Source organism: Bordetella genomosp. 7 (genome assembly GCF_002261265.1).
Lineage (GTDB): Bacteria > Pseudomonadota > Gammaproteobacteria > Burkholderiales > Burkholderiaceae_B > Bordetella_A.
In genome coordinates, this window is the sequence record NZ_NEVK01000004.1 from 153,937 (window position 1) to 168,787 (window position 14,851).

Annotated in this window: 7 protein-coding genes; 1 reads left to right on the forward strand and 6 read right to left on the reverse strand. The window is 62.4% G+C overall.

Translation table 11 applies throughout. From position 1 onward, the window contains the following. Positions 1-29: 29 nt before the first annotated feature. From wecC to CAL19_RS07955, 6 genes are all read right to left on the reverse strand, one after another. Positions 30-1,295: a UDP-N-acetyl-D-mannosamine dehydrogenase gene (gene wecC, locus CAL19_RS07930; protein WP_026641325.1), complete on the reverse strand. Its 1,266-nt coding sequence runs from the start codon at positions 1,293-1,295 to the stop codon at positions 30-32. Between the two features lie 6 nt (positions 1,296-1,301). Further along, positions 1,302-2,441 (reverse strand): non-hydrolyzing UDP-N-acetylglucosamine 2-epimerase, encoded by a 1,140-nt coding sequence (gene wecB / locus CAL19_RS07935; protein WP_026641326.1) that lies wholly within the window; start codon positions 2,439-2,441, stop codon positions 1,302-1,304. A 338-nt stretch (positions 2,442-2,779) separates the two neighbouring features. After that, positions 2,780-3,025, reverse strand: coding sequence for a hypothetical protein (locus CAL19_RS07940; RefSeq protein ID WP_026641327.1), 246 nt, complete (start codon positions 3,023-3,025; stop codon positions 2,780-2,782). Positions 3,026-3,140: 115 nt separating this feature from the next. Then, on the reverse strand, positions 3,141-4,487 hold the full coding sequence (locus tag CAL19_RS07945; protein WP_026641328.1) for an aminotransferase class I/II-fold pyridoxal phosphate-dependent enzyme: 1,347 nt from the start codon (positions 4,485-4,487) through the stop codon (positions 3,141-3,143). Between the two features lie 5 nt (positions 4,488-4,492). Further along, the gene (locus tag CAL19_RS07950; RefSeq protein ID WP_094796495.1) at positions 4,493-12,139 is read right to left on the reverse strand and encodes a type I polyketide synthase; all 7,647 of its coding nucleotides are present in this window, start codon (positions 12,137-12,139) and stop codon (positions 4,493-4,495) included. Between the two features lie 562 nt (positions 12,140-12,701). Further along, on the reverse strand, positions 12,702-13,829 hold the full coding sequence (locus tag CAL19_RS07955) for a branched-chain amino acid ABC transporter substrate-binding protein (RefSeq protein ID WP_026641330.1): 1,128 nt from the start codon (positions 13,827-13,829) through the stop codon (positions 12,702-12,704). 212 nt (positions 13,830-14,041) lie between these two features. Here CAL19_RS07955 and CAL19_RS07960 point away from each other — a divergent pair, with 212 nt between their 5' ends. Beyond that, positions 14,042-14,650 carry an RBBP9/YdeN family alpha/beta hydrolase gene (locus CAL19_RS07960; RefSeq protein WP_026641331.1) on the forward strand — a complete coding sequence of 203 codons (609 nt, stop codon included), beginning with the start codon at positions 14,042-14,044 and terminating at the stop codon, positions 14,648-14,650. Positions 14,651-14,851 lie beyond the last annotated feature (201 nt).

A 14,851-nucleotide genomic window follows, 5' to 3' on the forward strand; every position in this document is an offset into this window, starting at 1 on the left:
GCGAATGTAATGAAAACAACAAATGCGGCTTACTTGTGCAGCAGCCCTACGGCGTCGATGACGACCTTGTCTTCGTAGCGGGAAAAATCCACTTCCTTGAACGGCGAGTGCTTGACCAGCAATGCCACGACATCGGCGCGCTCTACAGCCGCTTCAGGTGACACCAGTTCGCCAGCCAGGTTGGCAGGTTTTTCCTCGATATAGGGCTCGCACAGCAGGATCCTGGCTCGGGTCTTGGCATGCAGCCTCTCGGCAATATGCATGGCCGGGCTTTCGCGCAGGTCGTCGATATCCGGCTTGAATGCGAGTCCGAGCAGGGCGACGGTGACATCCTCTTCATCTTGGCCAGCCACGACTTTGCTGTGAATCGCCGCGAGGATCTGCGCGGCTACCCAGTCGGGCTTGCCATCGTTTACTTCACGGGCGGTGCGAGTTATTCGCGCCTGCTCGGGAGTTTTGCTGACAATGAACCAGGGGTCTACGGCGATGCAGTGACCGCCAACGCCTGCGCCCGGCTGCAGGATATTGACTCTTGGATGGTGGTTCGCTAGCTGGATCAATTCCCAGACATTAATGTCAAGCTTGTCGCAAATGAGCGAAAGCTCATTTGCGAACGCGATGTTCACGTCGCGGAATGCGTTTTCCGTCAGCTTCGACATCTCAGCCGTGCGCGCGTTCGTTTCGAGCAACTGGCCCTGCACGAAAATCTGGTAGACGCTTTTGGCTTTCTGAGCCGAAATATGGTTGATGCCGCCGACGATGCGGTCGTTCTCGACCAGTTCCCGGACCACTTGGCCAGGCAGCACGCGCTCTGGGCAGTAGGCGACGTAGACGTCGCTTTCGACGCTGCCCTGCAATGGCAACTTCAAGTCGGGCCGCAGCTCGGACAACCACTGGACCATTTGTTCCGTCGTGCCGACCGGAGATGTCGATTCCAGAATAATGATGTTGCCCGTGTTCAGCACCGGCGCAATCGCTTCGACCGCGGCCCGGATATACGAAACGTCGGGCTCGTGATCATCCTTGAATGGAGTAGGGACGGCGATAAGAAAAGCGTCGGCTGGCTCCGGCTTGGTGGTCGCGCGCAGATAACCTTCTGATACGACCGATTGAACAATGCGTTCCAGACCGGGTTCGATAATGTGGATACGTCCACGGTTGATGGTGTCAACGGCGTGCTGATTGATGTCGACGCCGATGACCTTTACCTTGCGGGACGCGATCATCGCGGCTGTTGGCAGGCCAATGTACCCGAGTCCGATGACGGACACCGTTTGGGTGGAGTTGTCATTCATTTGTGTTCAACCTTGTTTACCAGGGGAGGAGGCGAGGATCGCTTCAACGATGCGTATCGCAGCGCGGCCGTCCCCATAGGGGTTATGCGCCAGCGCCATGCGTTTGTAACTTTCTGGGTGATCGGCCAGCTCGCTGACGCCGGCGATGATTCGTTCCACGGAGGTGCCAACCATCCGAACCGTGCCCGCTTCGACGGCTTCTGGGCGTTCGGTGTTGTCTCGCATGACCAGCACCGGTTTTCCCAGCGAAGGAGCTTCTTCCTGTATGCCGCCCGAATCGGTAAGGATGAGATAGCTCCGCTGCATCAGGTACACGAATGGCAGATATTCCATCGGCTCGATCAGGTGCACATTGCCCAGCCGGTTGAGCAGGCGATGCACCGGTTCGCGAACGTTGGGATTCAGGTGGACCGGGTAGACAAAATCCATATCCGGGTATTTTTCGCTCAACGCGCGTATGGCTTCGCAGATATTCTGGAAACCATCGCCGAAGTTTTCGCGACGATGCCCGGTAATCAGCACGATGCGGCTGTTCTTCGCAAGAAAAGGGTATTGCGCGTGCAGTTGTTCCTGCAATGCACGATCCTGGCTGGCCTTTTCCTGCGTGGCGAGCAGGGCATCGATGACTGTATTGCCGGTAACCCTGATCGTGGAGTCGTCCACGCCCTCGTCGAGCAGATTGCGCCGCGCCTGTTCCGTTGGCGCAAAGTGCACGCTGGCGAGCCGGCCGGTCAGTTGCCGGTTGGCCTCTTCGGGCCAGGGCGAGTAAATATTGCGAGTGCGCAGACCCGCCTCGACGTGGCCGACCGGAATACGCGCATAAAAAGCGGCAAGCGAGGCCGCGAGGGTGGTGGTGGTGTCGCCGTGAACAAGGACGTAGTCCGGCTGGAAATTCTGCAGGACGTCGCGCATGCCTTCGAGGACGGTGCTGGTGATACCGTACAGGTCTTGTCCCGGGCGCATGACGTTTAAATCGTAGTCGGCCTTGATGGAAAACAGGTCCAGTACCTGGTCAAGCATTTGCCGATGCTGACCCGTGACGCAAACCCGGGACTGAATGGCCTTTTCTGCCACCAATGCGTTTACGACCGGCGCCATTTTGATTGCCTCGGGCCGCGTGCCGAATACCGTTAACACCTTCGTCATGCTTTCTCACTGTAGGGGTTTATTTTTAATTACCCGCAGAACGTCGTAGCGCGCGCAGATAATAAAAAGCTTCGACCGCCATAATTGGCCAACTGCGTTTCAGCAGCGTGACTGGCGAAAAAAGAAAAGGGCATAATGTGCCCATTCTGTTACGTAAAATATGTAAAAACTAAGCACTACATGTAGCTAAAAGCGTCCTCTGGGGCGTACTTGTTACTGCGTTGCGCGGGGTAACGATACGATTTGCAAATTTTCCCAATAAAACAGCGCTACAATAGAAATACAAAAATACATTAAGGGGTGCCGCGCGACTTGGGAAAATGCACCAAAGAGTGGCGTTATGCGGCCGTAATTCCCGATTTTGGTTCATCGGCCTTTTCCAGGCGCTGCAACGTAAAAAAATACAGATTTGCAACGTAAGAGGCATCCAGGCGTGCCTTGCTCTGCAGTGACTTGTCTTTCCACTCGTCCCCCTCCCTGGTGGCGTCGAGTGCGCCACCTTCGAGCATGGCCTTTACCAGCTCCAGGGCGATATCCTTGTTGGATCGGGACGAAGGGATGGTTTGCTTGTTCCGAGCGATCATTGCTTCTCCTCAAAATGATTGGGGTGTAGATTAAAGCAATTCGGCTTGGAGAGGATTTACGCTTCGTTTGATATGTGTGGCGGTGTTACGGCGCCATTATGCAAACTACAGTTGGTTATATTATTTTGGATAATATTTCCAGCGTACGTGTCAGCTGGGATTCAGAATGCAGGCAACTGATAAAGAATCGCAGCCGCGCTGTCTGTTCCGGCACGGCAGGGTACAGAATCGGCTGCACATTTATCTGGTGTTCGAATAACGCGGCCGACAGGCGCGCGGCTTTCAGCGAGCTGGCCGTAATCGCCGGCACGACTGCAAGCCCGGCGCTGCTTCCCGTATCGATGCCCGCTGCTCTGGCGTGCTGCAGGAAGAACCTGCCGCGCGCCTGCAGGGCGGCCACCCGCTCCGGGACTTCCTGCATCCTGCGCAGCGCCGCCAGCGATGCGGCGGCGACGGCTGGCGGCATCCCTACGCTGTACAGGAAGCCGGGCGCCAGGAATTTCAGGTGCTCGACCAGGGCGGCTTCGCCGGCGATGTAGCCCCCGCAGCCTGCCAATGTCTTGCTGAGCGTGCCCATCCAGATGTCTACGTCCTTGCCGGCCAGGCCAAAGTGCTCGCGTATGCCGTACCCCCGCTTGCCCATGACGCCCAGTGAATGGGCTTCGTCCACCATCAGGAACGCCTTGTGGCGGCGCTTGATCTCGACAAAACGTGGCAAATCGGGAAAGTCGCCGTCCATGCTGTAGAGACCCTCCAGCACGATCAGCACGCGCTCGAACTGATGGCGCTGCTCGTCGAGTATCGCGTCCAGGGCGGCCCAGTCGTTGTGGGCGAAGGGCAGGCGGCGTGCCCCGGATAATTGAGCGCCTTGTAATACGCTGTTGTGAATGAATTCGTCGTGTAGGATCAGGTCGCGAGGCCCGAACAGGTAGCCGATGACCGACACATTGGTGGCGTGGCCGCTGACAAAAGCGACCGCGTCGTCGACGTCGTATAACTCGGCAAGCGCCTGCTCGAGCTCCCGGTGTATGGGCCTTTCGCCGGATACCAGGCGGCTGGCGGACACCGAAGTGCCATAACGCTCCATAGCCTCGCGGGCGGCGGCCTGTACGACAGGGTCGCCCGACATGCCCAGATAGTTGTAGCTGGCGTAATTGACGTAGCTCTTGCCGCCGATGCGGGTGTCGGCGCCGGCGGTACCTTCGTGCAGTTTGAAAAAGGGGCTGCGCACGCCCATGCGGGCGGCGCCCTCATTCATGATGCGCAGTTGGCGGTAGCCGGGGTGCATATCGAACCGATAGAACTCTTCGGAGATATTTCCCTTGCGTGCGGGTGCCAGCGGTACGGAACGGGAGCCCTGTTCCTGGCCCGCCTGGCGCAGTTTGCGCTGTAGCGCCTGCTGGATAAGTTTGTCCTTGAGGCTTGCGGATAAACCGGGTAGACCTTTTTTGGCTTGGCTCACGATGTTTAGTGGATCATGCGTTGCTGGACGTCAACCGCGCCCGATTTGAGTTCATCGGCGAATTTGGCCAGGGCCTCCGCAGGCACCTCATCGGTGTGCCGCGCGGCAACTTGCTCGACCTGGGCCAGTAAGTTGTCCTGACCCGACGGGGCGTCACCTTCGTTACGCAGCAGCTGGACCAGTCGCGCCGCCAGCTTGGTCAGCGTCGGACTCTCGTTAAGGGCCATGACCGGCAGGCGGATCCCGAAGCGGCCTTCCAGCGCCACGACCAGCTCTACACCCATCAGAGAATCCAGGCCCATGTCGTAGACCGAGACGTCGGCGTCGATCTTGTCGGCCGGTACCCGCAGGATTTCACCCACTTCGGCCTTGAGCATGTCGACGAACAGGGGTTGCAGGGCATCGTCGTCCAGCGTGGCGAGCAACTGGGCAATGTCGTGCGCGCTGCCGTCATCTTCGCCGGTGTCGCTGGCGCGGCGGGCCAGCAGGCTGAACTTGGGCGTGCCTGCGCTGGGCAGGAAGCGGCGCAGGGCGCGCCAGTCCAGCTCGAGCACGGCCAGGTCACTGGCGTCGGCCAGCAACATCGCTTCCAGCGCCTGTAGTGCGGACTCCGACGCCAGGGCGGCGCCTCCCATGCGGCTTTGCAAGGCGTCCTTGACCTTCTTGTTGCGGGCCAGGTAGCCGACGTCGTCGATGGCGCCCCAGCGCACGCAAGTGGCGGGCAGGCCCTGCGCGCGCCGTTGCCGGCACAGCGCCTCGAGGAAGGCGTTGGCCGCAACGTAGTTGGCCTGGCCGGGATTGCCGAACAGTGTGGTGGCGGACGAGAAGGTGATGAAGAAATCCAGCGGCAGGTGGCGCGTGGCCGCATCCAGCCGCATGGCTCCGACGACCTTGGGCGCCAGGACGCGTTCGATTTGTTCGGCAGTCGCGCCACGTACCAGGCCATCGTCGATCACCATGGCGGCGTGTACGACGCCCTTCAGGGGCGGCATGTCGGCGGCGAGTTGCTGCATCAGGTTGGCCAGCGCCTGGGCGTCGGTGACATCGCACGCCGCGGCGTGGACAGCCACGCCGCGAGCCTGCAACGCGGCCAGGGCTTGCTGCGCGGCTTCGGACGCAGGGCCGCTGCGGCTGACCAGCGCCAGGTGGCGCGCGCCGCGGTCGGCCAACCATTGGGCGGTGCGCAGGCCGAAACCGCTGAGCCCGCCGGTGACCAGGTAGGAGGCCTCGGCCGACAGGGCCAGCTCCGCCGGGTTGTCGGCAGGCAGGGCTGCATCGTGTGCGCACTGGATGCCATTGCGATACGTGACGACTATCTTGCCTATCTGGCGCGACTGCTGCATGTAGCGGAACGCGTCCACGATGTCATTGGCGTCGAATTCCTGGTAGGGAAGCGGATGCAACGCGCCCTCGGCGAACAGGGCCATGACTTCGCCAAACAGGCGCCGCGTCAGGGCAGGGCGTTCGTGCATCAGCTGGTCGGCGTCAATGCCGAAATAGCTGATGTTGTTGCGGAACGGACGCAGGCCTATGCGCGTGTTCTCGTAGAAGTCGCGTTTGCCCAGTTCGAGGAAGCGTCCGAAAGGCTTGAGCACACGCAGGTTGCGATTGATGGCCTCGCCTGCCAAAGAGTTGAGCACGACGTCCACCCCTTTGCCGCCGGTGTCGGCCAGTATGGCGTCGGCATAGGCGAGCGATCGCGAGTCATAAATGTGCTGCACGCCCAGCAGCCGCAGGAAATCGCGCTTTTCGGCGGTGCCGGCAGTGGCATAGATTTCTGCGCCACGCCATTGCGCATACTGGATGGCGGCAATGCCCACGCCGCCTGCGGCGCCGTGTATCAGTACCTTTTCGCCTTCTTCGAGTTGGGCAAGGTGATGCAAGGCATAGTAAACCGTGAAGAAAGTGCTGGGTATGGTGGCTGCCGCCTCGAACGAGATGCCCTGCGGAATGCGCGCGATGGCGTTTGCTGTGGTGTGCACGCGGTTGGCAAAGCTGGCGGGACCGAACCCCACTACCGCGTCGCCCGGCTGGTAGTCACCGCCGGCGTCCGGGCCTGCACGCAAGACTGTGCCGGCGAACTCGAGCCCCAGCGTCGGGCCCGCAAAGCCGCTTTCGATGGCTTCATCGGACAGCAGGCCCAGGGCGTACATCACGTCGCGGAAATTCAGCCCGGTGGCGTGGACGGCGATCTCGATTTCATGGGGGGCTAGTTCGGCCGGCTCGCAGGTCTCCCAGCGCAGGTTGCGCAACTGCCCCGGGAACTCGAAACCCAGGCGCATGCGGCCCACACTGCCGGGCGCGTCTTTTTCTGTTGCAGGGCGGGGGACCGTGCGCAGGCGCGGTGCGTAACGGTGTCCTTGGGGCGTGAGAGCGGCTTCTTGCTCGGCATCGGGCCACCTGAGCTCGCGTTCCAACGCATCCAGCACGGCGGCCGTGGGCCTCGCGTCCGGCAGGTCCAGCAGGCGCACGGCGAACTGGGCTGCCTCATTGATCATGGTGCGGCCATATCCGCGCAGCGCCGCGTCGCCGGGCGTGGCGGTGGCGCCTCCGGGAGCCAGGTGCTGGGCAGCGCCCGCGGTGACGAGCCACAACGTCGCCGTACCGCCGTCACGTTCCAGCGCCTGCGCGGCGCCGGCAGCCAGCGCGCAACGGCGTACCTGCACAGCCAGCAAGGCCTGGGGGTCGGAGACATCCTGTGCGTGTGCCAGGCCATCCAGGTGCACAATGGCGTCGACCTGGCCCAATCGGGCCTTGGCCTGGCGGTAGGCCGAAGCAAATGCCGCGGGGTCTGTATCGCGTTGAATGTGGGTACGATGGCCCTGGGCCGCCAACCGCTCTGACAGGGCGTGAGCCAGCGCGGTTTCGGATTCGTCGGCGCTGGCCAGCAGCAGCAATCCGGAGGATGTCGTGGGCGAGGCGTCGGCGGTTGAAGTGCTGCCGGCTGTGGTCTGTGCGACGCCCACAAGCAGGTAGGGGCCACTGAGCGTGTCGGGGCTGAACTCGGCCAGCACAGTGACCGGGCACCCGTGTTGCGCCAGGGCCTCTTGCCAGAAGTGGGCCGTGTACTGGGACGAGGCTTTTCCGCCGTCGCTGGTGACGGCAGTCCACCAATCGGGCCGCGCGCCAGCCACCACGTCGAGCCAGCTTACCGGGTGTGCGCCGACCAGCACCAGCGTTGCGCCGGATTTCAGAAGGCCGCACGCATATTCGAGCATTTTCCGGGCATCGTCGGCGTATGCGGCGTCGGCGTGCAGGATGACCAGGTCGTGCCCGCGCATGGCAAGTTGGTCCGGAGTGCACGGCCGCGGTTCAAGCTGGCTGCAGCTCGCATCCGGGTAGCGTTCGAGCAGGCGCTGGGCGCGCTCGTGTGCTTCGGCACTGGGCGCGGCATAGTGGTAATCGGCTACGCCGAAGTCCAGGGCGCCGCAGCAGTCTTCGGCGAATGCCGGGGCATGGGCGCTGATTTCCAGGACTCCCAGGCGCGCGCCGGGCGGCAGGGCCGTTTGTGCGCGGGCGAGCAGCGTGCGCAGCGCGCCGCCAAGCTGTTCACGCGCCTGCGCCCCCAGAAGATGCCGCAACAGAGCAGCCGGAGAGGCCGTGGGAGGGCAGACGGCGTTCATGTCGGCGCGGCCTTGCAGCAGGTTCTCCAGGTGCAAGCCCACGCGACCGACCGCATGTACTACGTGCGCGTAATCGGGGTATTCGCGCACCAGGCTGTTCCAGATATCGACGACATCTGGCGTTGCAGGCCCTTCTTCTGTGAATGTCCAACCGGTGGGCGCGCGTTCCAGCAGGCCTGCCTGGGCGGCGCGTTCCAACAGATGATCCAGCAGGGCGGATGCGTCCGGAGCAGTCTGGCGGCAACGCTCTACGGCTTTGTCATACAGGTGCGGGCCATTCTGCGCCAGCCCGCGCAAGGCGCGTACGGCGTAGCGGTCGCACAGGCTGTCGAGCAGCGGCTCGATTTCTTGCGCATAGCATGCGTGCGTGCCCTGTTGCGCGGCCAGGGCAACGGCGCTGGCAAGCAGGTCTGACGCGGCGGCGGAGTCGAGCGTGCTGAGGGCGCTGCGAGGGTCGTGCGGATGCGGGCTGGGCACGCCCAGTTCGTCCAGGAAGTCGAGCGTTTCGCCGTAAGACTTGGCCAGGCGTATGCCGCGGAAACGCACGTCGTGCACCGCCGCGATCTGTATGCCGGCAGCGTCGTACAGGGCAAACTCGGCAGTCAGCGAATGAGGGGCGCGCCGCAGCAGCCGGGCGCGCGCATAGGCGGGCGCGCCAGCGTCGGTGCGCAGCGAAACGCGGCCGATCTTGGCCGGCACGAAGGCCACGCCACGACTCATGGCAGGATCATCGCGCAACAACTGGATAATCAACTGGAATGCATTGTCGAGCAACGCAGGGTGCAGGTGGCTGCGCTCCAGGTCGCGCTGCGGCATGTTGTCGGTTTGGAGCGCGGCCACGACGGTATCGTGCGACAGCGTCCAGCCTTGCTTGATGGCCTGGAAGGCTGGCCCGTATTCCAGGCCCACGGCCTGCGTCAGCAACACATGACTGCTGGCAGTGAAGTCGGGCGCGCGCTCGGGGCATTCGATCGCCGGCTCGGCCAGCAGCGCGGGCCCGGCCTCGCGCAGAATGCGAGCCGTCGCGTGCAGCGTCCAGGGCTCGGTGCTGCCGACATCCTTGGCCACGATGCGCAGGCTGCCATCCGCAGCATCGAGCGTGGTGCGCAGGCGTTTCGACGGACTGGCCGCCAGCAGCAGCGGTGCGCGTATTTCGAGTTCTTCGAGTTCCAGGTACTCGGCCGGTTGCCACTGCGCGGCGGCCGCCAGGGCAATCTCGGCAAAGCCCGTGCCGGGAAACACCGTAGCGTCGCCCACGACGTGGTCGGCCAGCCACGGGTACAGCGCCGTGTCGAGCTGGTTGTCCCAGACGCCATCGTGCTGGCGTACCGGATAGCCCAGCAAAGAGTGCACTTTGGCGCGCTGCAACTGGCCCAGCCCTTCGGGTGTGACGGGATGCCAGTGGCGCTCGCGCTGCCACGGATAGGCGGGAAGCGTGATGTGGCGGCCTTCCCAGGGAAAGAGATCTTGCCAGCTGATCTGCGCGCCGCTGCACAGGATCTGCCCGGCTGCGTCACGGATCTTTGCCGGCTCGTCATTGCCGCGGCTTGCGGTAAGCAGCACACGGCCCTTGCGGTCGGCGCCAGCCAGGGCGTCATTGATATACGAGCGCAATACCGGGTGCGGGCCGATTTCTACGTAAATGTTCTGGTCGCCTTGCACCAGGGCGTCGATTGCCTGCTGGAACTGCACGGGCTGGCGCACGTTGCGCCACCAGTATTCCGCATCCAGGCCCGTGCCGTCGATGGGCTGACCGGTAACGGTGGAATAGAACGGTACGTAACCGCTTTGTGGCGCCAGGTTTGCCAGCGCCTTGCGCAAACCGGACCTGATGGGGTCCATCGCGGCGCTATGGAAGGCGTAGTCGAGGCCGAGCCGTTTGTAGAAAATCTGGCGTTCGGCCAGCACGGCCTCGATCGAGGCCATGGCCGCAGGGTCGCCGGCCAGCGTTGCGCCTCGACTGCTGTTGTAGCCAGCCACGCACACCGCTTGGGTCAATTGCAGTTCGGCAAGCAGCGCCTGGGCGGTCGCGCCGTCGACCCCGACTGCCGTCATGCAACCCTGGCCTTTGGTGGTGCCTTGCAGGCGGCTGCGATGGAAAATGACCTGTACCGCGTCGGTCAGCGCAAGGGCGCCGCAGGCCCAACCCGCGGCGACTTCACCCACGCTGTGGCCCACCACGGCGGTGGGCTGGACGCCACGTTGCGCGAGCATCCGGGTAATGCCAACCTGGATGGCAAACAAGGCCGGCTGCGCAATTTCGGTGCGTTCGTACTGATTGGCAATGTCGGTGCGCGCCAATTCGTCGGCCAGCCGATAGCCGGCCAGCGGTTCAAAGCAGTTATCGATTTCGTGCACGGCTTCGGCAAAAACCGGCTCTGCCAGCAACTGGCGCCCCATGCCCGCCCATTGCGAGCCATTGCCGGAATACACAAAGACCGGGCCTTGGGCGCCGGGTATGGCGCTGCCCGTGGCCACGCTGTATTGCGCGGCGTCGCCGTCGGCGAATTGGCTCAGCGCCTGGGCGACGGTTTCGCTGTCGTTGCCATAGACGACGGCGCGTTCCGCGTGCCATTCGCGGCGCATGGCGGAGTGATAGGCCACGTCGTACAGCGTGCGCGCCGGTTGGCCGCGCAGCACGCCGGCCAAGCTGTGCGCAGCAGCCTTCAAGGCCTCCGGCGTCTTGCCCGACACCACCACCGGCACTGCTGCGGTGCTTGCCAGCTTATCGGCCTGCTGGTCATTGCGCGCAGGAGGGCTTTGCAAGATGACATGGGCGTTTGCGCCGCCGAATCCGAAAGAATTCACGCCGATGGTGAGCGTGCCCGTGCGGCGCAGCGGGTAATTCTGTTGCGTGATCTCGATGTTCCAGTCCTGGAAATCGATGGCGGGATTGAGCGTGCGGATGCCTATGGTGGCCGGCACGGTGCGATGCTGCAGGCAGTAGATGGCCTTGACGAGCCCCGCCACGCCGGAGGCGGCTTCCAGATGCCCCAGATTGCTCTTGACCGACCCGATGGGCAAGGGGTTGCCGGGGCCACGAGGCTGGCCAAGCGCTGCGCCGATAGCGCGGGTTTCAATGGGATCGCCGACGGCGGTGCCGGTGCCGTGGGCCTCCAGGTAGTCGATCTCGGTCACGGGAATGCCCGCTTGCTCGTACACCTGGCGCATCAGCGCGATCTGGGCGTCGGCGTTGGGCACGGTGAGCCCCGACTTGCGTCCGTCAGTGTTGACGGCGCTGCCGGCGATCACCGCCAGGATGTTGTCGCCGTCGGCCAAGGCCTGGTCGTAATCTTTCAGCAGGAACAGGCCGCCGCCCTCGGACCGCACATAGCCGTCTCCAGATGCGTCGAACACCTTGCAACGGCCGCCCGGCGACAGCATGGAAGCCTTGGAAAAGGTGATGAAGCCGTAGGGGTGCAGGTGCAGGCTGACGCCGCCGGCGATGGCCATGCTGGTCTCGCCGGTGACAATGGCCCGGCAGGCCTGATGCACGGCAACCAGTGATGACGAGCAGGCGGTGTCGACGGCCATGCTGGGGCCGTGCAGATCGAATACATACGACAGGCGGTTGGCGGCAATGCTGGACGTATTTCCAGTTGCCATCGAGGCGTCGACGGCGCTCACATCGTCGGCCATGCGATAGGCGTAGTCGGCGCTGGCAATGCCGATATAGACACCGCAATCGCTGCCGCGCAGCGCCGAGGGACGCATGCCTGCGTGGTCGATGGTTTCCCAGCACAGCTCGAGCAACAGGCGTTGCTGAGGGTCCATCAGCGCCGCTTCGCGCGGCGAAATGCCGAAGAAGTGCGCGTCGAAGCCCGACACGTCGCCGATAGACCCCGCAGCAAAGGTATATGCGGTGCCAGGGTGGTCTTTGGCCGGGTGCAGATAAGGGTCTTGCGCCCAGCGATCTGCTTCTACCTGCGTGACGAGATCACGACCGTTGAGCAGGTCTGGCCAATACCGTTCAGTATCGGTTTGCGGAAAACGGAACGAAAACCCCACGACGGCAACGCGCTTTGCCATGTATTTCTTCCTTCGAACAAACAGCTGTCGAAATTTCTTGGTGTTATTTTTTACCGGGCGGGCGGCAAATCAGCCGGCTATTACGTAGGGCGTGCGGGATATACAGGCAATTGTTGAACAGACCAATAAAAAAGATAAATGGCGAGCAGGAAAGTGCTGGCGTAAGAAATGCTGGCTTCGCCGGAAAAAATAAAGGCGACTTGCTTCGAAAGCGAAGCGAGGCGCCTATTATCACCATTTCATGGGTCAAACCAGATGGCAAGATTTTACAGTTTATTGGGGTTGACTCAGGCAACTCTGCTGCGTCGCAAAAATCAGATACAAAACAGCGAGGGTGTCCGCATCTCTAATCGTTGCAAATTAGCCTTAATAATCGAATTGTTAGGCTAATCAGGGCGCACCAGGTGAAAGCACGAGTTACAGAAAACTACGTGCCGTGAATGACGTTACCGCACTTGAGTTTCTGCGACGATTCAAAAATTAATTCTGTTGCTGCCAAAAATAAGGCCCCGCAACGCGGGGCCTTATTTGCAATAAGACAGATCGGCGGTTCAGCTGATCATTATTTGAACGCCGTCTTGCTTCCGTCTTTGTGCCACGTGAATACCTGGAACTCGAATTCATTCAGGTCGCCCTGTTTGTTCCAGGAAGTCTTGCCGATGGGGGTGTCGAAAGTATTGGCGTGCAAGTATTGCGCGACCTTGGTGGGGTCGGTGCTGCCGGACCCCTTGATGGCGTCGGCGATGACTTGCGTGGCGGTGTAAGCGGTGAGCTGGAAGGCGCCGCTGGCATTGCGCTTCTTGCTTTCGAACGCCTTGACGATTTCGGCGTTGGCCGGGTTCTGGGTGAAGTCGGCCGGCAGGGTCAGCAGCATGCCTTCGGCGGCGTCGCCCGCAATGGCGTTGATGTCCGGATTGCCCACGCCTTCGGGACCCATGAACTTGGCCTTGACGCCCTGTTCGTTGGCCTGGCGCAGCAGCAGGCCCATTTCGGGGTGGTAGCCGCCGTAGTACACAAAATCCACATTGTTGGACTTGAGCTTGGTAATGACTGCCGAATAGTCGCTGTCGCCGGCATTGATGCCTTCGAACACGGCGACCTTGACGCCGCCTTTCTCGAGGTTGTCCTTCACGGCGGTGGCAATGCCCTGGCCGTAGGATTGCTTGTCGTGCAGTACGGCGACCGCCTTGGGCTTGATTTTGTCGAGGATGAACTGGGCGGCGGCCGGGCCTTGCTGGTCGTCACGGCCTATGGTGCGGAAGATGAACTCGTAGTTCTTGCCGTCGGTAAGGGCGGGCGACGTGGCCGAAGGGGTGATCATGACCACGCCTTCGTTGTTGTAGATGTCGGCGGCTGCGATGGTGGCGCCCGAGCACACGTGGCCTACCACAAAGCCGATTTCGTCGTTGACCACGCGGTTGGCGGCTACCGGCCCCTGCTTGGGTTCGCAGCCGTCGTCGATCACCACGGTTTCGAGTTTCTTGCCATCGACGCCGCCAGCGGCATTGATACGTTCGACGGCGGTGTCGACGCCTTCGCGGACCATTGCGCCGTACTGGGTAACGGGCCCGGTGGTGGGGCCGACCACGCCGATCTTGATGCTTTGCGCCTGCGCACCGGCCGAAATGCCCAGGCCGACGGCCAGGCCTAGTGCGGCCAGCATCGGAGTAAGGCGAAACGATTGTGTCATGGGGAATCTCCTTTGCGTCGTTATATAAGCCGTCCGCGGATCGCGCGGCGCGTGGCTTGTGCCGGCAAGCATACCTGAAAGCCGGGCCGTTTTGCGGGGGACATCGGGGCAGAATGGGCGCCGGCACGCAATTGGCTTTATTCCCCCAGGCATATATGCAAAAGCCGATTTATTCGTTTGCGATCTTTAGCCGGCGGGGCATGATTGGCTGCATGAGATTCCAACCGATCCTCGTTCCGGGCTGGAAGGACTCCGGCCCTGGCCACTGGCAAAGCCGCTGGGAACACTGCCTGCCGCATGCGCGACGCGTGCGGCAGCCCGATTGGGAAGCGCCCGATCCGGCAGTATGGAATGCCGCGGTGGCTTCGTATGTGGACTCAGCAGAGTGTCCTGTCCTTCTGATTGCGCACAGCCTGGGCTGCCTGGCCGTGGTCAACCTGCCCGTGCCGCTGCATGCGAAAGTGGCGGGCGCGTTGCTGGTCGCGCCTGCCGATGTGGAACAGGCCGATATGCCTGAATGCCTGCGGGTGTTTGCCCCTGTTCCGGGGCATTCGTTGCGTTTTCAGTCTGTGGTGGTGGCGTCCGACAACGACCCGTACTGCAGTCTGGAGCGGGCGCGGGAATTTGCAGCTGCATGGGGCAGTCGCTTTGAATTGGTGCCGGAAGGCGGCCACATCAATGCGGAAAGCGGATTCGGCGACTGGCCGCAGGGCTTGAAACTGCTGGCGGCGCTGCGTCGCCGCGCGGTCTGGCGCGTTACCCCGCCCTTGCCGCGCGTGCCGCCGGTGCCTGCCGTAGCCGAGGCCAGCTGGCCGCGATAGGCGGGTCGGCCGGGCGAACGCTTTGCGAGGTGTTGGTGTCAGACACCCTTCGGGAGTCAGACACCTGACGTATATCCTACGGCGGTGTGCACGGGCAAGGTCTTGCGGTGTCTGACTCCCGAAGGGTGTCTGACACCTGACGTATATCTTACGGCGGTGTGCACGGGCAAGGTCTTGCGGTGTCTGACTCCCGAAGGGTGT